Genomic DNA, 22,633 nt, shown 5'->3' with positions numbered 1-22,633 from the left:
CCTGACCATCGAGACGGTGAACGCATGCGCATCGCATGCATCCGTTTTTCACGTCCGCGCGTATTTCCTGACAGTCACACCCGCAGGAGTTCCCCATGTCGAGCGATTCCGGCCGCAACGCGACCGGTGCCCGCACATTGCGCGCGAGTCTGGGCCGCTGGTTCGATACCGGCGCCCAGGCGAACGAAGTGCGCGAAGGCGACGACCGGATCGACTGGCTGCGCGCGACGCCGTTCGTGGCGATGCATCTCGCCTGTCTGCTGGTGTTCTGGGTCGGAGTGTCGCCGATCGCGGTGATCGTCGCGGTCGCGCTGTACGCGATCCGCATGTTCGCGCTGACAGGTTTCTACCACCGCTACTTCTCGCACCGCACCTTCCGCACGTCGCGTGTCGTCCAGTTCGTCTTTGCGCTGATCGGTGCATCCTGCGTGCAGCGCGGTCCGCTGTGGTGGGCGGCGCACCATCGCAATCATCACCGCCACACCGAAACCCCACTCGATCCGCACTCGCCGCGTGTGCACGGCTTCTGGTGGAGCCACATGGGCTGGTTCCTGACCCGCGAAGGCTTCCGCACCGACTGGTCGCGCATTCCCGATCTGGCGAAATTTCCAGAATTGCGCTGGCTCGATCGTTTCGACACGCTGATTCCGGTGCTGCTTGCGGTCGGCCTGTTCGGTCTGGGCGCACTGCTCGAGCGCGTCGCGCCGGGCCTCGGCACCACGGGCGGGCAGATGCTGATCTGGGGTTTCTTCATCTCCACCACCGTGCTGTTCCACGCGACGGTGACGATCAACTCGCTGTCGCATCGCTTCGGCAGCCAGCGCTTCGAGACCGGCGACGACAGCCGCAACAACATCTGGCTGGCGCTGTTGACCTTCGGCGAGGGCTGGCACAACAACCATCACTTCTTCCCCGGCACCGTGCGTCAGGGCTTCCGCTGGTGGGAGATCGATCTGACCTGGTATGGCCTCAAGGCTATGTCGTGGGTCGGTCTGGTGCGTGACCTCAAGCCGGTGCCCGCATGGGTGCACGAGAAGGCACGCGGATGAGCCAGCGCATCGCCGTCGTCGGTTCGGGCATCGCCGGGCTCGCCACTGCGTGGTGGCTGTCGCAGCGCCATGCGGTGACGCTGTTCGAAGCCGACACGCGCCTCGGCGGTCACACGCATACGCATGCCGTGCAGATGGCAGGACGCGAGTACGCGGTCGACACCGGTTTCATCGTGTTCAATCCGCAGCACTATCCGCTGCTGAGCGGGTTGTTCGAATCGCTGGATGTCGCGTCGCAGCCGACGACGATGAGCTTCTCGGTGCACAACGAGGCCGACGGCCTGGAGTACAACGCGACCTCGCTCGACACGCTGTTCTGCCAGCGCCGCAATCTGCTGTCGCCGCGGTTCTGGGGCATGTTGCGCGACCTCAAGCGCTTCTATCGCGAGGCGCCGGCGCTGCTCGACGGCGATGACGCCGGGCCGACGCTCGGCGAGTACCTGCAGGCCAACCGCTACGGCGACGCGTTCCGCGATCTGCATCTGGTGCCGATGGCGTCGGCGCTATGGTCGTCGCCGAGCGCCGGCATCCTCGAGTTTCCGGCGCGCTACCTCGTCCAGTTCATGGCCAACCACCACATGCTGCAGCTGACCGGGCGCCCGGAATGGCGCGTGGTGCGTGGCGGCTCGTCGCGTTATATCGATGCCTTGCGCGCACGCTGGTCGGTGACCGAGCGCGTCGGCTGCCGGGTCGATGCGGTGCGTCGGGATGCAGCCGGCGTGCATGTGGCGTCCGCGGCGGGCAGCGAGCGTTTCGACCAGATCGTGCTGGCCTGCCACAGCGACCAGGCGCTGGCGCTGCTCGACGATGCCGATGGCGCCGAGCGCGACATCCTTGGCGCGATCCGCTACCAGACCAACGAGACCGTGCTGCATACCGATGCGCGTCTGCTGCCGCGCGACCCCAAGGCCTGGGCGGCATGGAACGCGCACGTGCCGGCGACGCCCAATGCCGCGTGCACGGTGAGTTACTGCATGCACCAGCTGCAGAGCCTCGACACACCCGAACCGCTGGTGGTCACGCTCAACCGCAGCGATGCGATCGATCCTGCGAAAGTGATCGCGCGCATGCGCTACGCGCATCCGGTCTACGACGCGGCGATGGTGGCCGCGCAGGGTCGGCGCGAGGAGATCCAGGGCCAGCGTCACACCTGGTACGCCGGTGCGTACTGGGGCTGGGGCTTCCACGAAGACGGCATCCGCAGCGCAGCACAGGTCGCGCGTGCATTCGGTCTCGGGCCGCTGGCGGCCGCCGGCCGCGCGCAGTCGACGCCGATGCCGGTGAGCGCAGTCGCATGAGCGGCGATGGCGATCGCGCCGACCACGTCGCACCGCTGCAGAGCGCGGTCTACGAAGGCGTGGTGCGCCATCGCCGGTACCATCCGGTGCCGCATGAATTCTCGTATCGCGTCGCGCAGCTGTGGCTGGATCTCGACGAGCTCGATCGTGTTTTCGACGGTCGCTGGCTGTGGTCGACCCGGCGCCCCGCGCTGGCCCGGTTCCGCCGCTCCGATTATCTGGGTCCGACCGATGTGCCGCTCGCCGAAGCCGTGCGTATGCGCGTCGAAGCCGCGCTCGGGCGCAGGCCTGCAGGTCCGATCCGGCTGCTGACGCATCTGCGCTACTTCGGATTCGTCTTCAATCCGGTGAGCTTCTACTACTGCTACCGCGCCGACGGCACGACGCTTGACTGCATCGTCGCCGAGATCACCAATACGCCGTGGAAGGAACGCCACGCCTACGTGCTGCCGGCCGCGGACGCCGAGCGTCATGGCCGCGCCCTGCAGTGGGATTTCGCCAAGGCGTTCCATGTGTCGCCGTTCATGGCGATGGATCACGGCTACCGCTGGCGGCTGACACCGCCGGTGGAGGATCTGCACATTCACATGGATGTGTTGCGCGAAGACGTGCGCGAATTCGACGCCACCATGACGCTGCAGCGGCGACCCTTGGACGCGGCCTCTCTGGCGCGCGTGCTGTGGCGCTACCCACTGATGACCGTGCAGGTCGTCGCCGCGATCCACTGGCAGGCGCTGCGTCTGTGGCTCAAGCGCAACCCGGTGCACGACCATCCGCGCCTGCCGGGCGCCGAACAGGAGCCTTTCCGATGAACCAGATCGCCGCCCATGCGACGCCGCGTGCGTTCGGCGCGCTCGAACGCACGCTGCGCACACGGCTCGTCGCCCAGTTCGCACAGATGCAGGGCGGCGCGTTGCGGCTCGACGATGCGCTCGGCAGCGAGACCTTCGGCGACGCTCAACTGCGCCCGGTACAGGTACGCGTGCACGATCCCGCGTTCTACCGGCTGGTCGCCGCCAACGGCAGCGTCGGTGCGGGCGAGTCCTATATGGAAGGCCATTGGGACAGCGACGATCTCGTCGGCCTGGTGCGTTTGCTGGTGCGCAATCGCGATCTGCTTGACGGCATGGAAACCGGCATCGCGCGCCTCGGCGGTCTGGCGATGCGCGGCTGGAACGCGCTGCGCCGGAACACGCGCGACGGCAGCCGCCGCAACATCGCCGCGCATTACGACCTCGGCAACGATTTCTTCTCGCTGTTCCTCTCGCCCGACCTGATGTATTCGTCCGCGCTGTTCGAGCGCGACGGTGACACGCTGGAAACCGCATCGACCCGCAAGCTCGATCGCATCTGCGAACGGCTGGCGCTGCGGCCCGGTGATCGGGTGATCGAGATCGGCACCGGCTGGGGCGGCTTTGCGCTGCATGCGGCGCAGCACTACGGCTGCCACGTCACCACGACCACGATCTCGCGCGAGCAACACGCGCTGGCGAGCGCGCGGATCGCCGAGGCCGGCTTGCAGGATCGGGTGACGCTGCTGCTGCAGGACTATCGCGATCTCGACGGCACCTACGACAAGCTGGTGTCGATCGAGATGATCGAAGCGATCGGCGCGCAGTATCTGGAGACCTACTTCGGCAAGCTCGGCAGTCTGCTCGAGCCGGACGGTGCCGCACTGGTGCAGGCGATCACGATCGAAGACCACCGCTACGCGCAGGCGCGCGATTCGGTGGACTTCATCAAGCGCTTCATCTTCCCAGGCAGTTTCATTCCGTCGATCTCGGCGATGCTCCAGGCCAAGACCGCAGCCAGCGATCTGCAACTGCTGCAGCAGGACGACTTCGGTCCCTCGTACGCCCGCACGCTGCAGATCTGGCGTGAGCGCTTTCTGTCGCGTCTGTCCGACGTGCGCAAGCAGGGTTTCGACGCACGCTTCGAGCGCATGTGGACCTTCTATCTCGCCTACTGCGAAGGCGGGTTCCGCGAGCGCTCGATCGGCGTATCGCACCTGCTGTTCGGCAAGCCGGGCCACGTGCGGGCGATGGCGTCATGAGCCCGCTCTGGACGCTGATGCTGGTCTGGGCGCTCGCCGCGATCGCGATGACCGGCGCATGGCGCTGGCAGAAGGCGCGCGACAACGCCGGCATCGTCGACGTGGTCTGGGCATGTGGTGTCGGCGGCGCGGCCATCGTGGTCGCACTGCTCGGCGATGGCGCGATGCTGCCGAGGATCCTGCTCGCCGTGCTCGGCGGGCTGTGGGGCCTGCGTCTGGCCGCGCATCTGTGGAAGCGCGTCGGCAGCGAAGACGAAGACGGCCGTTACGCCTACCTGCGCAAGCACTGGCACGGCGACCAGCGTAAGTTCTTCCTGTTCTTCCAGGCCCAGGCGCTGCTGGTCGCATTGTTCGCGCTGCCGTTCCTCGCCGTTGCGACCAACCCGGTGTCCTCGCTCGGTCTGCTCGCCGCAATCGCGGTGTGGCTGATCAGTGTCGGCGGTGAAGCAGTCGCCGACCGCCAGCTCGCCGACTTCCGCGCCGACCCGGCGAACCGCGGCAAGACCTGTCGCGAAGGCCTGTGGCGGTATTCGCGCCATCCGAACTACTTCTTCGAATGGCTGCACTGGCTGACCTATGTCGTGCTGGCCGCGGGCTCGCCGCTGTGGTGGCTGGCGCTGGTCGGGCCGGTGCTGATGTATCTGTTCCTGCGCTACGTCAGCGGCATCCCCTACACCGAGCAGCAGGCGCTGCGCTCGCGCGGCGACGACTACCGCGACTACCAGCGCACTACACCGATGCTGTTTCCGTGGTTTCCCCGCTCCGAATCCGCCCGTTCCGACCCCGAAGGACCTTCCGCATGAATGCCGTGGCCCGCCCCGAACTCGAACGCGACTCCGCCGCGCCCGGCCTGATCGGCATGGCCGAGCGGGGTCTGGTGCCTGACGCGGCGCTGCGCCTCGGCATCCGCCGCCTGTGCGCGCAGCGTCTGGCCGAAGAAGCCGAAGGCAGCGTGGAAGCGCAGTCGACGCGCTTCGACACGCTGCTGCAGTCGCTGCGCACCAGTCCAGTCGCCATCCACACCGATGCCGCCAACACCCAGCACTACGAGCTGCCGCCGGAATTCTTCGCGCTATGCCTCGGGCGCCGCTTCAAATACAGCAGCTGCTACTACCCGACCGGCAACGAGACGCTCGACGAAGCCGAAGACGCGATGCTCGCGCTGTACGGCGCGCGCGCCGAGCTGGCCGATGGGCAGGACATCCTCGAGCTCGGTTGCGGCTGGGGTTCGCTGACGCTGTGGATGGCCGAGCACTTTCCCGGGGCGCGCATCACGGCGGTCTCGAACTCGCGGCCGCAGCGTCTGCACATCGAAGCGCAGTGCAAGGCGCGTGGTCTCAGCAACGTGCGGGTGATCACCTGCGACGTGAACCAGCTCGAGCTCGACACCGAAGCCTTCGACCGCGTGGTGTCGATCGAGATGTTCGAGCACATGCGCAATTACCAGATCCTGATGACGCGCATCGGCACGTGGCTGCGCCCCGGCGGCAAGCTGTTCGTGCACATCTTCGCGCACCGCACGCTGATGTATCCCTATGAGACGGCCGGCGAAGACAACTGGATGGGGCGGCATTTCTTCACCGGTGGCCTGATGCCGGCGGCGGACACGCTGCTGCATTTCCAGCAGGGCGATCTGGGCATCGAACAGCGTTGGTTGCTCGACGGCACGCATTACGAAAAGACGTCGAACCACTGGCTCGCCAACCAGGACCGCAACCGCGACGCGGTGATGCGCGTGCTGGAGCAGGCCTATGGACGTGACGGTGCGAAGCTGTGGTTCCAGCGCTGGCGGATGTTCTGGATGTCCTGCGCGGAACTGTTCGGATACGAGCGTGGCCAGCAGTGGCTGGTCGCGCATTACCGGTTTGCACGCGCGGGCTGACCGCGACCGACGCCGTACTCACGGCAGGAGGGGTTTCATGGCGACTTCGAACCGGCGGTTTGCCGCTGGCCTGATTCTCGCGGGCATCGCCACCGGCATGCTCGCGGCCTGTGGAGGCGGCAACGTGAAGGAACAGATTCCCCCGGTCGCACATGTCGACGTCCCCCGTTTCATGGGCGACTGGTACGTGATCGCGCAGATCCCGACGCGTCTCGAGAAAGAAGCCTTCGATTCCGTCGAAACCTACACGCTGCGCGAGGACGGCAAGGTCGACACGACGTTCCGCTATCGCGACGGCGGCTTCGACGAGAAGATCAAGACGCTGCACCCGACCGGCACCGTGCGCGAAGGCACCGGCAATGCGATCTGGGGCATGCAGTTCGTGTGGCCGATCAAGGCCGAGTACGTGATCGTCTACGTCGACGACGACTACCAGCAGACCATCGTCGGCCGCAGCAAGCGCGACTACGTGTGGCTGATGGCGCGGACGCCGGTGATCTCCGACGCGGACTACGCGGCGCACATGGAACGCATCCGCGGACTCGGCTACGACCTCTCCTTGATCCGCCGCGTGCCGCAGTCGGCCGGCGATCCGGCGCGCGTGCCCGACGCGACCCGCGTCGAATAGACCGTTCCGGGCGCGGCGTCCGGCGATCACGGACGCCGCGCATAGAATGCGCGTCATGCAACGACGCACGCGCTTCCGCTGGGCCTGGTGGCTGCTGGCTTACGCCAGTCTGGGCCTCGGCATCGTGGGCGTGTTCGTGCCCGGCCTGCCGACGACGGTGTTCGTGCTGATCGCCGCCTGGGCTGCGGCACGCGGTTCGGATCGTCTGCATCGCTGGCTGCTGGCGCATCCGCGCTTCGGCCCGTCGATCCGCGACTGGCAGGCGCATGGCGCGGTCAGTCGCCGTGCGAAATGGCTCGCGACCGGCACGATGACGCTGTGCGCCGCGATCCTGCTCGTGTTGATGCTGTGGATACCGGCGCATCGCTGGTGGATGACCGCGCTGCCGATCGCGTGCATGGCCGCGGTGGCGACCTGGCTATGGCTGCGGCCGGAGCCGCCAAGCGTCTGATCAGTGGGAGCGCGCTTGCGCGCGAACGGTCTCCGCGCGCTTAGGGCGCGCCGGTCTCGGCCTTGTAGCGCTCGAGATAATCGCGGTAGCGCGTGTCGTTGAGGTTGCCAGACAGGCGATACGGCGGGGTGTAGGCGAACTGGAAGTCGTACTGGCCGTCGCGTTCGACGACCAGCGTGCTCGTGGTCCAGTCCTGGCCCTTCTGCGCGTGCATGATCCGGCCGATCTGCGCGAAGCCGGCCTTGGCCTCGGGCGACAGACGGAACGCGACCTTCTCCAGCGGACCATCGCCCTCGCGCGCAATCGCGAACGAAATGCTGCTGGTGCGCGGCGCGCCGCCGTCTTCGGACAGCGATTCGAAATCGACCACGAGGCGCAGCCAGTCGCGCGCACCCCATTCGCCGTCGTTCACATCCCGGACGCTCGCCGCGACGGCACGCACGGTGTCGGCATAGGCGGCATTGAGATCATCCATGGCGTGTTCGCATCACTTGTTGGGGAAGGTCTGGTCGATCCAGTCGCCGCCATCCACGCGATATTCCGCAACGAAGGTGTCGGGACGGTTGCTGGTGTTGCCCGGATTGTATTGGGGCGATACCCGCATATCCACCTCGTGCCCGTCGCCGGCGAGTCGCGCCAGTTCGTTCTCGAAGCGCTTGTACTCGCCGTTGTTGAGATTCGGCAGGCCATCGCCGATCGGCTTGCCATTGCCCGGCACGACGTTCAGACGGTTGGTCGGGCCGGCGAGGCGGTCGGCGATGATGTGGAAGCCGACGTCGGTCGCGCGGCCTTCGTTGCCGATGTCGCGCTGCAGGCCGGCATCGTTGCGACCGACGGGTTCCAGATCGACGCGGCCTTCGGCGCGGATCACGCGCGCCTGGTCGTCGGTGGTCCAGCGGTAGTTGCCGAATTCGTAGACGGTGTCCGGACGCGCGGCGTTGGCGGCGAGGTTGAAATCGTCCATCGACTCGAACGCCAGCACCCGACGTCCGCCGACGGTGCGGCCGCTGTCCGCGTCGGCAAGGATGTCGCCCAGATCCGCCTCGTCGGCGCCGCGAGCAGCCGTGGTGCGACCGGCATCGCCGGCAGCGTCGGCGCGATCGGCGACACGCGCAGCGTCCGCGGCCGTATCCGCGGCGTCGGCCACCTTCGCGCCCTTGGCCGCCTTGTCGGCGCCCTTGGTGCCGACCACGGCCAGCACCAGTTCGGTCGCGCCGCGGCCGATCGCTTCGCCGTAATTGCCGGCCTGCCAGTCGGCCTTGATCGGATCGACCACCGCATCGACCAGCAGGCCCGGGTTGCGGGCGAGGGTGGAGACGACCTCGGCGGCGGCCTCCATGCGCTCACCGCCGCGTGCAGCCGACGGCAACCACTCCGGTGCGTCGAGCGTGTTGCCGGTCGCCTGCTCGTACAGCCCGGTCACGCCGTCGACGGCGAGGCCCGCGGGGCTCAGGTCGTAGCTGGCCTTGAGCGCGTTGCCGCCGAGGGTGACCACGCCTTCGCCGGTCTCCCAAAGCACTTCGCCAGCGCCCTTGAAGAAGCCACCAGCCTGCGAGGCAGCGTTGCCCAGCCCATCGAGAATGCCCATCGTGCGGTCCTGTCGGCGCGGATGCCGCAAAGTCTGGGTGGGGCGGCAGACCCGGACAATCTGGGGCCGACCCTTGGTGCGCTGTCATCGTGCTGTCATCTGAACAGCAACGCCGGTGATGTCGCGCGCCACGCGCCGGGCTACACTTCCGCGCATGCACACCCGTCTCCTGCCGATCCTCGCCGCCACGCTGTTGTTGTCCGCCTGCGGCAACAAGGCCGACCTCCTGCAGCCGCGCCAGGTGCCGCCGGAAGACCGCGGCCGCTACATCTTCAAGTCGTCGATTCCGACCCAGGAACAGCTCGACGCCGAAGAAGAAGCGGCGTGGGAAGACGACGCCGACGAAGACACCACGGACGACGGCACGACCGACGACGCGACCGGTACGCCGCCCGCGCAGCCGGTGCCGCTGATCCGCGACGTGCCGCCGGCCACCACCGGAACGCCGTGAGCCTGCGCGACACCCGTTCGCACCGCTGTCGTCCCTGATGTCCGGAACCGTCTCCCCGCTGCGCTTCACCAAGATGCATGGTGCCGGCAACGACTTCGTCGTGCTGGACCTGCGCGGCGACGTGCCGCCGCCCGATGCCGCGCTGTGCCGCGCGCTGGCCGATCGCCACACCGGCGTCGGCTGCGACCAGATTCTCACCGTCGAGACCCCGCGCGCCACCGGCGTGCTGGCGCGCTACCGCATCTGGAACGCGGACGGCTCGGCCTCGCAGCAGTGCGGCAACGGCGCGCGCTGCGTGGCCGCGTGGCTGGTGCGCGACGGCGTGGGCGGTGACGGTTTCGTGCTGGAAAGTCCGGCCGGCCTGCATGCGGTCACGCGCGAAGGCGCGGGCTATCGCATCGCGATGGGCGTACCGGAGTTCGTGCCGGCGCGGATTCCGATGGCCGGTGTCGACACGGCGCAGCCGCTGTACACGCTGCCGGTCGACGGCATCGGCACGCTCGCGTTCGGCGCGGCGTCGATGGGTAATCCGCATGCGGTGATCGAAGTCGACGATGTCGCGTCTGCGGACGTCGCGCGCATCGGCCGCGCGCTGCAGGCCTCGGCCTGGTTTCCCGAATCTGTCAACGTCGGCTTTGCCCAGGTGATCGCGGATGACCGCATCCGCCTGCGCGTGTTCGAGCGCGGCGTCGGCGAAACGCTGGCCTGCGGCAGCGGCGCCTGCGCGGCCGTCGCGGTGCTCGCGCGCCGCGGTCGCACCGGGCGCAGCGTCGCCGTATCGTTGCCCGGCGGCACCCTGCACATCGACTGGCCCGCCGACGACGTCACCTTGTCGATGTCCGGACCGGCTGCATTCGTTTTCGAAGGGGAATTGTGATGAGCGAAACGACCGAGAAACTCGGCGCACACGAAGTCGCCACATGGCTGCGTCGCCACCCGAGCTTCCTGCAGCAGTTCCCGGATCTGGCGTTGACCCTGGTCGTGCCGCGCGAAGACGGCCCCGCCGCCTCGCTCGCGAGTTACCAGCTCGAAGTGCTGCGCGACAAGAACCGCGAACTGTCCAAGCGCCTGCGCGATCTGTTCGCGATCTCACAGGAGAACGAGCGTCTCGCGGTGCGCACGCACCAGCTCACGCTGGCGCTGATGCGCCAGTCCGATCCTGCGTCCACCGTGCGCGCGCTCGCCGCGACGCTGGCGGAAGACTTCAACGGAGATCTGGTGCGCATCGTGCTGTTCGCGCCGGTGCCGGGGCTGGAGGAAGACTGGTTGCAGGTGGTCGCGCGCGACGACCGTCTGCTGCAGCCCTTCGTCGATTGCCTGAAGGACGAGGAGCCGCTGTGCGGCCGCCTGCATCCGGACAAGCAGTCGCTGCTGTACGGTCCGCGCGTCGATGAAGTGCATTCGAGCGCGTTGCTGCCGCTGGCCGGCATCGGCCTGGTCGCGGTCGGCAGCCGCGACGCCAACCGCTTCTATCCCGGCATGGGCACGCTGTTCCTGCGCATGATGGGCGAAGCGTTCGCGACCGCGATGCGACGGTTCGACACCGCCGCCTGAGCGCACGCGCATGCACGCCGACGTCGACGCGTTCCTCGACCATCTGCAGATCGAACGGCGGATGTCGGTGCACACGCTCGACGCCTATCGCCGCGATCTGACCGCGCTGGTCGACTGGACCGGTGCGCAATCGCGCGGCGATCTGCGCGCGCTGCACGGCGAGGACATTCGCGCCTTCGTCGCCGCCGGCCACCGCGGCGGCCTGTCGCCCAAGAGCCTGCAGCGGCGCCTGTCCGCATGTCGCAGCTTCTACCAGTGGTTGCTCAAGCACGGCCACATCAGCGCGAATCCCGCGTCCGGCGTGCGTGGCCCGAAGGCGCCGCGCAAGTTGCCGCAGGTGCTCGATGTCGACGAGGCCACGCAACTGGTCGAAGTGCCGGTCGACGCTCCGCTCGGTTTGCGCGATCGCGCGCTGCTCGAACTGTTCTATTCGTCGGGCCTGCGCCTGTCCGAACTGGTCGGCTTGCGTTGGCGTGATCTGGATTTCGACGGCCGTCTGGTGACCGTGCTCGGCAAGGGCAGCCGCCAGCGCAGCGTGCCGGTCGGCAGTCATGCGCTGCGCGCGTTGACCGAGTGGCGCACCGAGAGTGGCGGCACGTCGGCGGCGCCAGTGTTCCCCGGTCGCGGCGGCGCACCGATTTCGGCGCGCGCCGTGCAGCTGCGCCTGCGCCTGCTCGCGCAGCGCCAGGGCCTGTTCAAGCGCGTGCATCCGCATCTGCTCCGCCATTCGTTCGCGAGCCACGTGCTCGAATCGTCTGGCGATCTGCGCGGCGTGCAGGAACTGCTGGGCCACGCGGACATCGCGACCACGCAGATCTACACCCATCTCGATTTCCAGCATCTGGCCAAGGTCTACGACGCCGCGCATCCGCGCGCGCGCCGCAAGTCCTGATGCACACCCGGAGTTGTCCATGAACCTGCGCATCGTCATCGGCCTGGCCGTCTCGGTTTCCCTGCAGATGCTGCTCGGCCTGCTCGCCGCGTCGCTGTTTCCGCCGGTGCCGTCGGGCGTGGCGCCGGTGTCGACCGCGGTGCAGGCCGGCGTGATCGCATTGCTGTCGTCGACCGGCGGCGCGTTCGCCGCGCGGCAGCCGTTCATGCGTGCCGCGCTGGTGTTGTGGGCGGTGGGCTGGGTGTCGAGCGTGCTCGTGGTGCAGCGCCTCGGTGGTGGGCAGTTCACGTTCGCCGATGCCGTGAGCGCGAACGCGATGGCGATCGTGATCTCCGGCATCGCGACCGTGCTGGGCGTGCGCGCGGGACGGCGTCTGGATCGCCACGTGCGCGGGCCTGCGGCCGACGCGACACCATGACGCAACGTCGGATGCCTTGATCCGGGCGGGCGCGGCCCCATCCAGTGGATTCGATCCTTGGAGGCCGCATGGACCCCAGCCAGAATCCCAACGTATTCCACGCCACGACGATCGTGTCGATCCGCAAGGGCGGCAAGGTGGTCGTCGCCGGCGACGGCCAGGTCACGCTCGGCCACACCATCATGAAAGGCAACGCGCGCAAGGTGCGTCGCCTGGGCGAAGGCGGCAAGGTGCTCGCCGGATTCGCCGGCGCCGCTGCCGATGCGTTCACCCTGTTCGAACTCTTCGAAGGCAAGTTGCAGCAGCACGGCGGCCAGCTGGTCCGCGCCGCGGTGGAGCTGGTCAAGGACTGGCGCACCGATCGCCGCTACGGAAAGCTCGAAGCACTGCTCGCCGTGGCCGATGCCGAGACCTCGCTGATCATCAGCGGCAACGGCGACATCATCGAACCCGACGACGGCATCATCGCGATCGGTTCCGGCGGCTCCTATGCCTTGTCGGCGGCGCGCGCGCTGCTCGCGCACACCGAACTCGATGCGCGCACCGTCGCCGTCGAGTCGCTCAACATCGCCGGCGACATCTGCATCTACACCAACCGCAACGTGGTGGTCGAAGAGTTGTGATCGACCTGCGGCGGCGCGTGGCGATCCGCCGGGTCGCACGCGTCCGCCGGTCGCGCGCACCCGCCCACGCTTCTACGGACACCCGATTCCCATGACGAATGCCAATTCCTCGACCATGACCCCGCGCGAGATCGTGCAGGAACTCGATCGCCACATCGTCGGCCAGAACGCCGCCAAGCGCGCCGTCGCGATCGCACTGCGCAACCGCTGGCGCCGCGCGCAGCTCGATGACGATCTGCGTAATGAAGTCATGCCCAAGAACATCCTGATGATCGGCCCGACCGGCGTCGGCAAGACCGAGATCGCGCGTCGTCTGGCGACGCTCGCCAATGCGCCGTTTGTCAAGGTCGAGGCGACGCGCTTCACCGAGGTCGGCTACGTCGGCAAGGACGTCGAGCAGATCATCCGCGACCTCGCCGACACGGCGGTCAAGCTGTATCGCGAACAGGCCAAGGTGCGCGTGCGCACGCAGGCCGAGGACCGCGCCGAGGACCGCATCCTCGATGCGCTGCTGCCCAAGCGCGAAGCCGCGCAGCCGGCGTTCGGTTTTGGCGCGCAGAGTGCGACCGTCGACATCGGCGCCGAGCCCTCGTCGAAGGAATCGGAGACGCGGCAGAAGCTGCGCCGCCAGTTGCGTGCAGGCGATCTCGACGATCGCGAGATCGAACTCGAACTCAGCGCCGGGCAGGGCATGGACATCATGACGCCGCCGGGCATGGAGGAAATGGGCCAGCAGCTGCGGCAGATGTTCGCCAATCTCGGCGGCGGCAAGACCCACAAGCGCAAGCTGACGATCCGCGCCGCGCGTCCGCAGCTGGTCGAGGAAGAAGCCGGCAAGCTGGTCAACGAGGACGATGTGCGCGAAGCCGCGATCGAGGCCTGCGAGCAGCACGGCATCGTCTTCATCGACGAGATCGACAAGGTCGCCAAGCGCAGCGAAGGCGGGTCGAGCGGCGCCGACGTGAGCCGCGAAGGCGTGCAGCGCGATCTGCTGCCGCTGGTCGAAGGCAGCACGGTCAGCACCAAGTACGGCTCGGTGAAGACCGACCACATCCTCTTCATCGCGTCGGGCGCGTTCCACCTCGCCAAGCCCAGCGATCTGATTCCCGAGATGCAGGGCCGCTTCCCGATCCGCGTCGAACTGACCGCGCTGACCAAGGACGATTTCGTCCGCATCCTCACCGAGCCCAAGGCGGCGCTGACCACGCAGTATGTGCAGCTGCTCAAGACCGAAGGCGTCGGCCTGACGTTCGCGCCGGATGCGGTGGACCGGCTCGCCGAGATCGCCGCGCACGTCAACGAGCGCCAGGAAAACATCGGCGCGCGTCGTCTGCACACGGTGCTCGAACGCCTGCTCGATTCGCTGAGCTTCGAGGCGCCCGACAAGGGCGGCACGGTGCTCATCGATCGCGCGTACGTCGACCAGCAGCTGGGTGATCTGGTGCAGGACCAGGATCTGAGCCGCTACATCCTCTGACGCATCCGCGTTCACCACGATCGAACCCCGGGCCCGCATCATTGCGGGCCCTTTCGTTGGAAACGTCGCGATGTCGAACGCCGCCTGCAAATCGGTACTCTTGGTGGCGCTGCTTGTGTCGTTGGGCGCGTGCACGCAACGCGATGCGGAGACGCCGGCATCCACGACCGCGTCTGTGGCGGTACCGGATAGCGATGCCGCGTCTTCCGCGGATACATCCGCACTGCCGGCGTCACCCGCCGGCACGCCCGCCCTGCCGGTCTACCGGACCTTCCGCGACGTCACGGTCGCCTGCGACAACATCCGCCGCTGCGCTGCGATCGGCGTCACCGACGCCGCGCCGGGACTGGTGCTGTCGTTGACCCGCGATGCCGGCGTCGATGGCACGCAGACACTGCTGCTGAGCGCGCCGTGGGCCGACGTGGACGCCTCGACACTGCGACTCGACGGTATCGCCGCACCCGCGATCGCGGCGTTGCCGTGGCAGCGCGATGCAGGTGAGAACGCTGCCTTGCGTATCGAGGATCCCGTAGCGATTGCGCGCTTCATCGATCTGGTCCGCAATGGCACGCGTCTGGGCGACGACCAGGACCGCAGCGTGTCGTTGTCGGGCCTCAACGCGGCGCTGCTCTACATCGACGAACATCAGCAGCGACTCGATACGCCCGGCGCGTGGGCACGACGCGGCGAGCAGGATGCCGCGGCGATTCCTGCGGCGCCGGCGTTGCCGGTCCTGGCGCAGCCCGCTTCGGCACCGCCGCCGTTGTCGGACGCCGATGCCGCGCGTCTGACGCGCAGCGTGCGTGACACGCAGGTCGCCGCGCTGCGTACGCACGAGTGCAACGAGGCGGGCGGCGATTTCGATGTCTCGCGCGAGGACGCCGCCCATCCGCTCGATGTGGATCACGCGCTGGTCTTCATCAGCTGCTACAGCGGCGCCTATCAGGGCTCGAGCCTGGTATTCCGCGCCGCGCGCGACGGCAGCGACGTCACGCGGCTGACCCTGCCGGCGCCGAAACTCTCCGACGACAGCGTGAACCCCAGCGAGGATTTCGACCTGCTGGTCAGCCCGGGCCTGGATGCCGCCAACGGCACGCTCGCGCAGTTCGCGAAGGGCCGCGGCATCGGCGACTGCGGCTTCGAAGCGACATGGCAGTTCGATGGCCAGGCATTCCAGCTGTCGCACTACGCCGAGATGCAGACGTGCGGTGGCCTGAGCGCCGATGCATGGCCGGTGCTGTGGCGCGTGGCCGAGCCTGCCGCCGCGCCTTGAGCCCGCCGGGCGACGGCGCCACAATCGCCCGCCCTGTCCGGTGCGCCGCCCATGTCCGTGTTGCTTCGACTCGTCGCGATCCTGCAGATCGCCGGTGGTTTCTACGGCCTCGCCAGCACGCTGATGCGGCTGGCCTCCGGCGGCTTCGGCGGTAGCGCGGTGCTGGTGCTGGTGATCGGCCTGCTGCTGTCGACGTTCGCGATGATCGCCGGCGTGCTGCTGCTCGAAGGCGACGCCCTCGGCGAGCGCCTGTCACGGATCGCGCTCGCCCTGCAGATTCCGGTCATCGCCACGCCGTGGCTGAGCTACGCCTGGCACGCCGGCGCCACGGTGCCGCTGCAGTTCCGTTTCGGCCGCAGCGTCGTGGTCGACCTCGACTGGTCGGTGCCGTCGGAGGCCTTCCGGCTCGCGCTGGCTGGCCCGTCGACCGCGGCGCTGGGGGTGAACCTGCTCGCGCTCATCCTGTGGATGGTGCTGCGCTTCTCCCGTCGCTGAGCGGGTCCGGAACACCGGGCATCGCGTGAAGGGCCAGATAGGCCAATTGGGGTATATTTCCCCATGCCCGCCGCAGGAGCGACCGCGATGACGATGTCCCTCAAGCTCGACGCCCTCGATGCGCTGCCGCGCACGCCGGCCTCCGACGTCAAGAAACTCGGCTGGCGCGGCGTGATGAAGACCATCGCCCGCGGCGGCAAGGTTGTGGTGACGAATCACAACACGCCCGAGGCGGTGATCCTCTCGGCCGAGGAATACGGCGCCATCCTGCAGGCACTCGACGCCGCCGGCGCGGCGCAGCGTTCGGCGCTCGACACCCTGCGCACACGTTTCGACGCGCGCCTGGCCACGCTGCAGGCCGACGACGCCGGCACGCGCCTGCGTGACGCGATGCGTGGCCCCGCGCGGCTGCGCGGCAAGGTCAAGGCCGGCGCGACCTGCTGAGCGTGGCGCGTCCGGTCCTCTACGTGCTGGCGGGCGTCAACGGCGCCGGCAAGAGTTCGGTCGGCGGCCATCTGCTCGAACGCGCCGGCATGACGTGGTTCAACCCCGACACCTTCGCGCGCGAACTGGCCGCCGCAACCGGCTGCACGATGCCCGAAGCGAATGCGGAGGCCTGGCAGGAAGGCATGCGCCGGCTCGACGTCGCACTCGCACACGGCCATAGCCATGCATTCGAAACCACGCTGGGCGGCAACACCGTGCCGGCGCGCATCGCAGAAGCCGCGCGCACCCACGGCGTGCTGATGTGGTTCTGCGGGCTGTCCTCGGCCGAGCAGCACATCGCGCGCGTGCAGGCGCGCGTCGCGGTCGGCGGCCACGACATTCCCGAAGCCAGCATCCGCGCGCGGTGGACGCGTGCGCGCGAAAACCTGATCGCGTTGATGCCGGTGGTCGCGCAGCTGCAGGTCTACGACAACAGCGTCGAAGTCGCGCGCGGGAAAGCGGTGCCGGATCCGGTGCTGCTGCTGGAGATGGTCGACGGCAGGCTGGTGGTGCCGGATGCGGATGATCTGGCCGCGCTGGCGAAGACGCCGGAGTGGGCGAAGCCGGTGTTGGAGGCGGCGTTGGGTTTCTGAGAATCGACGTGGCTAAGTCGCCAGGCACCCTGTCATTCCAGCGGTTTTCAACAGCCGAATGGCTGGTCAGGCTGGAATCCATTTTGATCTTGCTTGGGGTCCGCTAGGCGGACCCTGAAACAACTGTCGTGCGCTCGACAACACCAGTACCGGTTACCTCAGCGGAACAGACATCCGAAAGCGAAAATGGATTCCAGCGGACGCTGGAATGACGGGCAACAGCAGCGGACTCACGGCGCGCGCGACGCCGGCGCCTCGCCAGCGTCTTCCCGCACCGCCGCGCCCGTATCCACACTGACCTCCACTGACATGCCGGGCCGCAACCGCGCCGCCAGCGGCTGATCGCGATCCACCGCGATCCGCACCGGAATCCGCTGCGCGATCTTGACGAAGTTGCCGGTCGCGTTGTCCGCGGGCAGCACGCTGAACTCCGAACCGGTCGCGGGTGAAATGCGCTCGACGCGACCGGTCAGTCGCGCGCCACCCAGTGCGTCGACGGTGAAGCTCGCCGGCTGGCCGACGCGCATGTCGACCATCTGCGTTTCCTTCATGTTCGCCAGCACCCAGACATCGGCTGGCACCACGGCCATCAGCTGCGTGCCCGCGTTGACCAGCGCGCCCTGGCGCACGGTGACCTGGCCGAGCAGGCCGTCGTCGGGCGCGGTGATGCGCGTGTTGTCGAGATCGATCTTCGCCAGACGCACCGCCGCTTCGGCGCTGGCGACCGCGGCTTCCAGACTCTCGCGGTTGACGTCGACACTGCGCGCATCCTGTTCGGAAATGTCGAGCGATGCGCGTGCCTGCGCGGCCGACGCACGTGCCTGCGCATCGCTGGCGCGGGCGAGATCGCGGTCGTGTTCGGAAATGAGTTTCTGCGCGGCGAGTTGTTCGATCCGGCGCAGGTCGATCGCGGCGACGTTCGACTGCGCGCGCGTCGCGGCGATGTCGGCAGCGCTGCGTGCGATGCCGGCTTCGGCACTGCGTCGCGACTGTGTGGCGTTCGCCAGCGCAGCCTGCTGCACGCGCAGGTTGGCCTCGGCCTGTTCGAAACGCTGGCGGTAGATGCGGTCGTCAATGGTCACCAGCAGCTGCCCACGCGTCACCGCCTCGAAATCCTGCACCGCGACCTCGGTGACATAGCCCGAGACCTGCGGCGCGATCAGCGTCACGCGGCCGCGCACGGTCGCGTTCTCGGTGCTCTGCACACTGCTGCCGAACGGCGGCAGGCGCCAGGCGTAGAGCACCAGCAACACGCCGGCCAGCGCGACCGCGGCGAACGCGGCGATCTGCAGCACGCGTCGGCGACGTGACGGCGCGGCCGGCTGTTCGGGTGGGGGTGTCGGGGCGGGTGCGCTCATGCGGAATCCGGGGCGGCAGAAGAGGGTGGCGATGCGGGCGTTGCCGGCGCGGCGCGCAGACGCGCCCAGACCCGCGACGCGATGATCCACACCAGCGTGCAGAACGCGATGAAGGCGATCAGCAGGAAGACATCGTTGTAGGCCAGCACATTGGCCTCGCGCGTGGCCGCGCTGCCGAGCGCGCGTACCGCGAGTGCGTTGCGCTGCGCGGGATCGGCGATGGTCGCGGAGTAGCCGTTCGCGGTGGCCTGCACGCGCGCGGCGACCAGCGGATCGAGCAGGGTCAGGTGCTCGGTCAGCACGCTGGAATGGAACTTCTCGCGCATCGTCTGGAACGTGCCCAGCAGCGCGGAGCCGAGAAGGCCACCGAGGTTCTGGGTCATTCCGAACAGCACGACGAAACTGATCAGGTTGCGGGGCTGGCTGATCACCGGACCGATGCCGGCGATCAGCATCGGCCCGAGGAAGAACGTGCTGCCGAACGCGAGCAGGAACTGGCTCACATACATCTGCTCGGGCCGGGTGACGTTGCTCGCCTGCGCATCCATCAGCGCACCGGTCATCATCAGCGCCAGCGAGATCAGTACAGGTTGCCAGGTCTTCGCAGGGTTGATGGTCAGCGCGCTCGTCGCCAGTCCGGCGACGCTGCCGATGAGCACGATCACGAACAGCGTGCGCATCTGCTCGTTGCCGAGGCCCAGCGCCTGCAGGAATCCGACCGCGCCGGTCGCCTGCTCCGACAGCACGATGCGGATCAGCACGATCGCCAGCGCCAGCCGCAGCATCGAGCCGGTCGCGAGCCAGCGCGTATTGAGCAGCGGCCGCGCACGGAAGTGTTCGATCGCGATCGCCGCCGTCACCAGCACGAACGCGCCGGCCAGCGCCCAGCCCAGCCACGCGGTTTCCGTCCACCATGCGAGCCGTCCCTGCGCGAGCACCGCGGTCAACAGCGCGATGCCGGGCGCGAACAGGCCGAAGGTCACGAAGTCCAGCGGCTCGAAGGCCTTGTGGCGATCACCGGGCGGCAGTTTGAGCAGCAGCACGCCACCGAGCGCGACCAGCGCCAGCCCGAGTTCGAACATGTACAGCCCGCGCCATTCGCCGAACTCGAGCAGATCGGTCGAGAACACGCGCGCCAGTGGCAGTGCGAGCTGCGCGATGCCCAGGCCGATCACCAGGCCGCGCAGACGATGCTTCTGCGGAAACGCCTGCAGCATGTAGTACAGGCCCAGCGTGTTGAGCGCGGCGCCGGCGATGCCGTGGCCGGCGCGCACCGCGATCGCCGAGCCCAGATCGTTGACGAACAGATGCGCCAGCGTGATCAGCGCATAGAGAATCAGGAACGCCTCGGTGAACAGCCGCAGGCCGAACTGCTGGCGGAATTTCACCAGCAGGATGTTCATCGACACGTTGGTCATCACGTAGGCCGCCGGCAGCCAGGCGATCTCCGATGCATACGCGCCCAGCGCGCCCTGCAGGTTGACCAGATTCGCGGTGACCAGCGCGTTGCCGAGGCCACCGGTCATCGCGACGATGAAACCGACGATGCCGAACGCGATGCGACGCCGCGTGGAATGCAGCGGCGTCGATGGCGAGCCCGGCATCATCGGCCGCTCGTGCGGCGCCCAGTCGCGGGGCGCGTAGCGATGCGCGCGCACGGTCGCGGACGGCGGGGAAGCGGGCGGGACGCGCGACATGACGCCAGTCTGGACCCGGCTCCAGCCAGCGACAAGACGACCGGTGGACCGGTCCGTTACACCGCGCCGCGCGCCATGGATCAGGTCGGATTCAGTGGCCGGCGACGCGCGTCGCCCCCGGCTTGTCGTGCACGCCGAGCCGTTCGACCAGCGTCGCGCTCGCGGCATTGAGGCCGAGTACGTCGACGTCGACGCCGCGTGCGCGCAGTTTCATCACCACGGTGTCGAGTGCGCCGATCGCGCTGAGATCCCAGAAGTGCGCGTGTGTCAGATCGATCACGATGCGCGGCACGGGTTCCAGCAGATCGAAGGCGTCGCCGAACGCATTGGCCGATGCGAAGAACACCTGGCCGCGCACGACGTAGCGGCGGGTGCCGTCGGCATCGATCGAATCCTCGACATCCAGCAGCCGGCCGACGCGCCGGGCGAAGAACAGCGCCGACAGCAACACGCCGGTCAGCACGCCCTTGGCGAGATCGTGCGTGGCCACGGTGACGACGACGGTGCTGAGCATCACCACGCTCGATCCCGGCGGATGCCGGCGCAGATCCAGCAGCGACTGCCAGCTGAAGGTACCGATCGAGACCATGATCATCACCGCGACCAGCGCGGCCATCGGAATCATCCCGACCCACGGCCCGGCGAACACCACCAGGGCCAGCAGCACGGTGCCGGCAACCATCGACGACAACCGCCCGCGACCGCCGGATTTCACGTTGATCACCGACTGGCCGATCATCGCGCAGCCGGCCATGCCGCCAAGGAAGCCGGTGGCGATGTTGGCCGCGCCCTGACCCACGCATTCGCGGTGCTTGTCGCTGGGTGTGTCGGTCATGTCGTCAACGATGCGCGCGGTCAGCAGCGATTCCAGCAGGCCGACCACGGCGAGCGTTGCCGACACCGGCAGCACGATGCGCAACGTCTCCAGCGTCCACGGCACGTCGGGCAGCAGGAACACCGGCAGGCTGTCGGGCAGCGCGCCCATGTCGGACACGGTGCGCACGTCAATGCCCATCGCGGCGACGAGCACGGTCATCGCGACGATCGCGACCAGCGGCGACGGCACGGCGCGGGTGAGGCGCGGCAAGCCGTAGATGATCGCCAGCGCCGCCGCGCACAGTGCGTACACCGTCCACGGCATGCCGATCAGTTCCGGCAGCTGCGCGGCGAAGATCAGGATCGCCAGCGCATTGACGAAACCGGTGATCACCGAGCGCGAGACGAAGCGCATCAGCGATGCGAGTTTCAGCACGCCGGCGAGGATCTGGAACACGCCCGCGAGCAGGGTTGCGACCAGCAGGTATTGCAGGCCGTGATCGCGCACCAGTGTGACCATCACCAGCGCCATCGCACCGGTGGCGGCGGAAATCATCGCGGGTCGGCCGCCGACGATCGCGGTGACCACCGCCATCGAGAACGAGGCGTAAAGACCGACGCGCGGATCGACGCCGGCGATGATCGAGAACGCGATCGCCTCGGGAATGAGTGCGAGCGCGACGACGAGTCCGGCGAGCACGTCGCCGCGGACGTTGCCGAACCATTGCTGGCGCAGCGGAATCTTGAGGTGCATGGGAAAGCCCTGACGAGGCCGGACACGCAGCGGTGTCTGGCGGAATGACGGTGCATGGCATAGCGCAGCGTCGCCCGATGGGCGGCGCGGGAGCGGCGGCTATGGTGGCGTGATCGTCATCGGGGGCGGGGCGGGTGACGCGAAGGCGCGCAGTCTAGCGCAGGCAGGGACAGCTCAGAACCTGTTCGAGGTCCGTCGCGAGCGCCGCCAGATGGCGCGTGGTGGAGCGCAGGAAGCGCAGCGTACGTGTGGTACGTGAGCATTCCGAGCACCGCACGCGCGCCAGCTGACAAGCGCAGCAGGACATTGAACAGGTTCTCAGTCCTCGCCGATGTCCTCGTTCCAGACTTCAGGATGCGCGGCGATGAAGCCGCCGAGCAGGTCCACGCATTCCTGGCTCTGCATGTCGATGACGTCGACGCCGGCCTCGCGCAGCCAGTCGATGCCGCCCTGGAAGGTCTGTGACTCGCCGACGACGACGGTGCCGATGCCGAACTGGCGGACCAGGCCGCTGCAGTACCAGCACGGCGCGAGCGTCGTGACCATGATCGTGTCCCGATAGGAGCGCTGGCGCCCGGCCTTGCGGAACGCATCGGTCTCGCCGTGGATCGACGGGTCGCTTTCCTGCACCCGGCGGTTATGGCCGCAGCCGAGCAGGCGGCCGTCCTGGTGATACAGCGCCGCGCCGATCGGAATGCCACCTTCCGCAAGGCCTTGACGGGCTTCGGAAATCGCGGTGTCGAGCAGGGCGCGGTAGTCGGGCGTGGCGATCATGCAGGCGGTCTTCGATACATCGG

Annotated in this window: 25 protein-coding genes; 19 read left to right on the top strand and 6 right to left on the bottom strand. The window is 68.1% G+C overall.

Annotated elements, in window-relative coordinates; translation table 11 throughout:
* Positions 1-95 precede the first annotated feature (95 nt).
* From LU699_RS06115 to LU699_RS06080, 8 genes are read left to right on the top strand one after another with little or no spacing between them, the layout of a single operon-like run.
* On the top strand, positions 96-1,049 hold the full coding sequence (locus tag LU699_RS06115; protein ID WP_232134054.1) for an acyl-CoA desaturase: 954 nt from the start codon (positions 96-98) through the stop codon (positions 1,047-1,049).
* The gene (locus LU699_RS06110) at positions 1,046-2,347 is read left to right on the top strand and encodes an NAD(P)/FAD-dependent oxidoreductase (protein WP_232134739.1); all 1,302 of its coding nucleotides are present in this window, start codon (positions 1,046-1,048) and stop codon (positions 2,345-2,347) included. The genes LU699_RS06115 and LU699_RS06110 overlap by 4 nt, the downstream gene beginning before the upstream one ends.
* On the top strand, positions 2,344-3,159 hold the full coding sequence (locus tag LU699_RS06105) for a DUF1365 domain-containing protein (RefSeq protein ID WP_232134055.1): 816 nt from the start codon (positions 2,344-2,346) through the stop codon (positions 3,157-3,159). The genes LU699_RS06110 and LU699_RS06105 overlap by 4 nt, the downstream gene beginning before the upstream one ends.
* Complete coding sequence (locus LU699_RS06100) at positions 3,156-4,400, top strand: SAM-dependent methyltransferase (protein ID WP_232134056.1); 1,245 nt, start codon at positions 3,156-3,158, stop codon at positions 4,398-4,400. The genes LU699_RS06105 and LU699_RS06100 overlap by 4 nt, the downstream gene beginning before the upstream one ends.
* Positions 4,397-5,203: a DUF1295 domain-containing protein gene (locus LU699_RS06095; RefSeq protein ID WP_232149749.1), complete on the top strand. Its 807-nt coding sequence runs from the start codon at positions 4,397-4,399 to the stop codon at positions 5,201-5,203. Before LU699_RS06100 ends, LU699_RS06095 begins: the two co-directional genes overlap by 4 nt.
* On the top strand, positions 5,200-6,282 hold the full coding sequence (locus LU699_RS06090) for an SAM-dependent methyltransferase (protein ID WP_232134058.1): 1,083 nt from the start codon (positions 5,200-5,202) through the stop codon (positions 6,280-6,282). Before LU699_RS06095 ends, LU699_RS06090 begins: the two co-directional genes overlap by 4 nt.
* A gap of 37 nt (positions 6,283-6,319) precedes the next feature.
* Positions 6,320-6,910, top strand: coding sequence for a lipocalin family protein (locus LU699_RS06085; RefSeq protein WP_425491100.1), 591 nt, complete (start codon positions 6,320-6,322; stop codon positions 6,908-6,910).
* Between the two features lie 55 nt (positions 6,911-6,965).
* Positions 6,966-7,361 (top strand): YbaN family protein, encoded by a 396-nt coding sequence (locus LU699_RS06080; RefSeq protein ID WP_232134059.1) that lies wholly within the window; start codon positions 6,966-6,968, stop codon positions 7,359-7,361.
* Between the two features lie 40 nt (positions 7,362-7,401).
* On the opposite strand, the gene LU699_RS06075 is transcribed toward LU699_RS06080, so the two are convergent.
* On the bottom strand, positions 7,402-7,836 hold the full coding sequence (locus tag LU699_RS06075; protein ID WP_232134060.1) for a hypothetical protein: 435 nt from the start codon (positions 7,834-7,836) through the stop codon (positions 7,402-7,404).
* A 12-nt stretch (positions 7,837-7,848) separates the two neighbouring features.
* Entirely contained in the window at positions 7,849-8,949 is a 1,101-nt protein-coding gene (locus tag LU699_RS06070; protein WP_232134061.1) for a DNA/RNA non-specific endonuclease, read from the bottom strand.
* Positions 8,950-9,103: 154 nt separating this feature from the next.
* Between LU699_RS06070 and LU699_RS06065 the strand changes: the two genes are divergently transcribed.
* The 11 genes from LU699_RS06065 to LU699_RS06015 all read left to right on the top strand — a co-directional run bounded on the left by LU699_RS06065 (position 9,104) and on the right by LU699_RS06015 (position 17,211).
* Complete coding sequence (locus tag LU699_RS06065) at positions 9,104-9,400, top strand: hypothetical protein (RefSeq protein WP_232134062.1); 297 nt, start codon at positions 9,104-9,106, stop codon at positions 9,398-9,400.
* A 37-nt stretch (positions 9,401-9,437) separates the two neighbouring features.
* Positions 9,438-10,277 carry a diaminopimelate epimerase gene (gene dapF / locus LU699_RS06060; protein ID WP_232134063.1) on the top strand — a complete coding sequence of 280 codons (840 nt, stop codon included), beginning with the start codon at positions 9,438-9,440 and terminating at the stop codon, positions 10,275-10,277.
* The gene (locus LU699_RS06055; RefSeq protein WP_232134064.1) at positions 10,277-10,954 is read left to right on the top strand and encodes a DUF484 family protein; all 678 of its coding nucleotides are present in this window, start codon (positions 10,277-10,279) and stop codon (positions 10,952-10,954) included. Before dapF ends, LU699_RS06055 begins: the two co-directional genes overlap by 1 nt.
* A gap of 10 nt (positions 10,955-10,964) precedes the next feature.
* Positions 10,965-11,846: a tyrosine recombinase XerC gene (xerC, locus tag LU699_RS06050; RefSeq protein ID WP_232134065.1), complete on the top strand. Its 882-nt coding sequence runs from the start codon at positions 10,965-10,967 to the stop codon at positions 11,844-11,846.
* 19 nt (positions 11,847-11,865) lie between these two features.
* Positions 11,866-12,264 carry a hypothetical protein gene (locus LU699_RS06045; RefSeq protein WP_232134066.1) on the top strand — a complete coding sequence of 133 codons (399 nt, stop codon included), beginning with the start codon at positions 11,866-11,868 and terminating at the stop codon, positions 12,262-12,264.
* A 68-nt stretch (positions 12,265-12,332) separates the two neighbouring features.
* Positions 12,333-12,887 carry an ATP-dependent protease subunit HslV gene (gene hslV / locus LU699_RS06040; RefSeq protein ID WP_159680638.1) on the top strand — a complete coding sequence of 185 codons (555 nt, stop codon included), beginning with the start codon at positions 12,333-12,335 and terminating at the stop codon, positions 12,885-12,887.
* Between the two features lie 91 nt (positions 12,888-12,978).
* The gene (gene hslU, locus LU699_RS06035) at positions 12,979-14,364 is read left to right on the top strand and encodes an ATP-dependent protease ATPase subunit HslU (protein WP_232134067.1); all 1,386 of its coding nucleotides are present in this window, start codon (positions 12,979-12,981) and stop codon (positions 14,362-14,364) included.
* Positions 14,365-14,434: 70 nt separating this feature from the next.
* Complete coding sequence (locus LU699_RS06030) at positions 14,435-15,637, top strand: DUF1176 domain-containing protein (RefSeq protein ID WP_232134068.1); 1,203 nt, start codon at positions 14,435-14,437, stop codon at positions 15,635-15,637.
* A gap of 51 nt (positions 15,638-15,688) precedes the next feature.
* A complete protein-coding gene (locus LU699_RS06025) occupies positions 15,689-16,132 on the top strand; it encodes a hypothetical protein (RefSeq protein WP_232134069.1) in 444 nt (147 codons plus the stop codon).
* Positions 16,133-16,219: 87 nt separating this feature from the next.
* The gene (locus tag LU699_RS06020; RefSeq protein WP_232134070.1) at positions 16,220-16,576 is read left to right on the top strand and encodes a type II toxin-antitoxin system prevent-host-death family antitoxin; all 357 of its coding nucleotides are present in this window, start codon (positions 16,220-16,222) and stop codon (positions 16,574-16,576) included.
* Between the two features lie 2 nt (positions 16,577-16,578).
* Positions 16,579-17,211 carry an ATPase gene (locus LU699_RS06015; protein ID WP_232134071.1) on the top strand — a complete coding sequence of 211 codons (633 nt, stop codon included), beginning with the start codon at positions 16,579-16,581 and terminating at the stop codon, positions 17,209-17,211.
* Positions 17,212-17,441: 230 nt separating this feature from the next.
* Here the strand turns inward: LU699_RS06015 and LU699_RS06010 are convergent, their stop codons facing one another.
* From LU699_RS06010 to LU699_RS05995, 4 genes are all read right to left on the bottom strand, one after another.
* Complete coding sequence (locus LU699_RS06010; protein WP_232134072.1) at positions 17,442-18,569, bottom strand: HlyD family secretion protein; 1,128 nt, start codon at positions 18,567-18,569, stop codon at positions 17,442-17,444.
* Positions 18,566-20,266 carry an MFS transporter gene (locus tag LU699_RS06005; RefSeq protein ID WP_232134073.1) on the bottom strand — a complete coding sequence of 567 codons (1,701 nt, stop codon included), beginning with the start codon at positions 20,264-20,266 and terminating at the stop codon, positions 18,566-18,568. The genes LU699_RS06010 and LU699_RS06005 overlap by 4 nt, the downstream gene beginning before the upstream one ends.
* Before the next feature lie 91 nt (positions 20,267-20,357).
* Positions 20,358-21,836 carry a SulP family inorganic anion transporter gene (locus LU699_RS06000; RefSeq protein ID WP_232134074.1) on the bottom strand — a complete coding sequence of 493 codons (1,479 nt, stop codon included), beginning with the start codon at positions 21,834-21,836 and terminating at the stop codon, positions 20,358-20,360.
* Between the two features lie 318 nt (positions 21,837-22,154).
* Complete coding sequence (locus LU699_RS05995; protein WP_232134075.1) at positions 22,155-22,610, bottom strand: nucleoside deaminase; 456 nt, start codon at positions 22,608-22,610, stop codon at positions 22,155-22,157.
* Positions 22,611-22,633: the final 23 nt, after the last annotated feature.

The sequence above is a fragment of the Luteimonas fraxinea genome (genome assembly GCF_021233355.1).
In the GTDB taxonomy this organism is placed as follows: domain Bacteria; phylum Pseudomonadota; class Gammaproteobacteria; order Xanthomonadales; family Xanthomonadaceae; genus Luteimonas; species Luteimonas fraxinea.
Note: the sequence above shows the minus strand (reverse complement) of the source record. Positions and strands in the feature narration are given on the sequence as shown.

Excerpts from the sequence above, each read along its gene's own strand:
- LU699_RS05995 (WP_232134075.1), bottom strand. The coding sequence starts at position 22,610 with ATGATCGCCACGCCCGACTACCGCGCCCTGCTCGACACCGCGATTTCC.
- LU699_RS06020 (WP_232134070.1), top strand. The coding sequence starts at position 16,220 with ATGACGATGTCCCTCAAGCTCGACGCCCTCGATGCGCTGCCGCGCACG.
- LU699_RS06085 (WP_425491100.1), top strand. The coding sequence starts at position 6,320 with ATGGCGACTTCGAACCGGCGGTTTGCCGCTGGCCTGATTCTCGCGGGC.
- LU699_RS06030 (WP_232134068.1), top strand. The coding sequence starts at position 14,435 with ATGTCGAACGCCGCCTGCAAATCGGTACTCTTGGTGGCGCTGCTTGTG.
- hslV (WP_159680638.1), top strand. The coding sequence starts at position 12,333 with ATGGACCCCAGCCAGAATCCCAACGTATTCCACGCCACGACGATCGTG.
- LU699_RS06075 (WP_232134060.1), bottom strand. The coding sequence starts at position 7,836 with ATGGATGATCTCAATGCCGCCTATGCCGACACCGTGCGTGCCGTCGCG.
- LU699_RS06090 (WP_232134058.1), top strand. The coding sequence starts at position 5,200 with ATGAATGCCGTGGCCCGCCCCGAACTCGAACGCGACTCCGCCGCGCCC.
- LU699_RS06110 (WP_232134739.1), top strand. The coding sequence starts at position 1,046 with ATGAGCCAGCGCATCGCCGTCGTCGGTTCGGGCATCGCCGGGCTCGCC.
- LU699_RS06000 (WP_232134074.1), bottom strand. The coding sequence starts at position 21,836 with ATGCACCTCAAGATTCCGCTGCGCCAGCAATGGTTCGGCAACGTCCGC.
- LU699_RS06080 (WP_232134059.1), top strand. The coding sequence starts at position 6,966 with ATGCAACGACGCACGCGCTTCCGCTGGGCCTGGTGGCTGCTGGCTTAC.
- LU699_RS06025 (WP_232134069.1), top strand. The coding sequence starts at position 15,689 with ATGTCCGTGTTGCTTCGACTCGTCGCGATCCTGCAGATCGCCGGTGGT.
- LU699_RS06095 (WP_232149749.1), top strand. The coding sequence starts at position 4,397 with ATGAGCCCGCTCTGGACGCTGATGCTGGTCTGGGCGCTCGCCGCGATC.
- hslU (WP_232134067.1), top strand. The coding sequence starts at position 12,979 with ATGACGAATGCCAATTCCTCGACCATGACCCCGCGCGAGATCGTGCAG.
- LU699_RS06100 (WP_232134056.1), top strand. The coding sequence starts at position 3,156 with ATGAACCAGATCGCCGCCCATGCGACGCCGCGTGCGTTCGGCGCGCTC.
- xerC (WP_232134065.1), top strand. The coding sequence starts at position 10,965 with ATGCACGCCGACGTCGACGCGTTCCTCGACCATCTGCAGATCGAACGG.
- LU699_RS06105 (WP_232134055.1), top strand. The coding sequence starts at position 2,344 with ATGAGCGGCGATGGCGATCGCGCCGACCACGTCGCACCGCTGCAGAGC.
- LU699_RS06010 (WP_232134072.1), bottom strand. The coding sequence starts at position 18,569 with ATGAGCGCACCCGCCCCGACACCCCCACCCGAACAGCCGGCCGCGCCG.
- LU699_RS06115 (WP_232134054.1), top strand. The coding sequence starts at position 96 with ATGTCGAGCGATTCCGGCCGCAACGCGACCGGTGCCCGCACATTGCGC.
- LU699_RS06065 (WP_232134062.1), top strand. The coding sequence starts at position 9,104 with ATGCACACCCGTCTCCTGCCGATCCTCGCCGCCACGCTGTTGTTGTCC.
- LU699_RS06070 (WP_232134061.1), bottom strand. The coding sequence starts at position 8,949 with ATGGGCATTCTCGATGGGCTGGGCAACGCTGCCTCGCAGGCTGGTGGC.
- dapF (WP_232134063.1), top strand. The coding sequence starts at position 9,438 with ATGTCCGGAACCGTCTCCCCGCTGCGCTTCACCAAGATGCATGGTGCC.
- LU699_RS06005 (WP_232134073.1), bottom strand. The coding sequence starts at position 20,266 with ATGTCGCGCGTCCCGCCCGCTTCCCCGCCGTCCGCGACCGTGCGCGCG.
- LU699_RS06055 (WP_232134064.1), top strand. The coding sequence starts at position 10,277 with ATGAGCGAAACGACCGAGAAACTCGGCGCACACGAAGTCGCCACATGG.
- LU699_RS06045 (WP_232134066.1), top strand. The coding sequence starts at position 11,866 with ATGAACCTGCGCATCGTCATCGGCCTGGCCGTCTCGGTTTCCCTGCAG.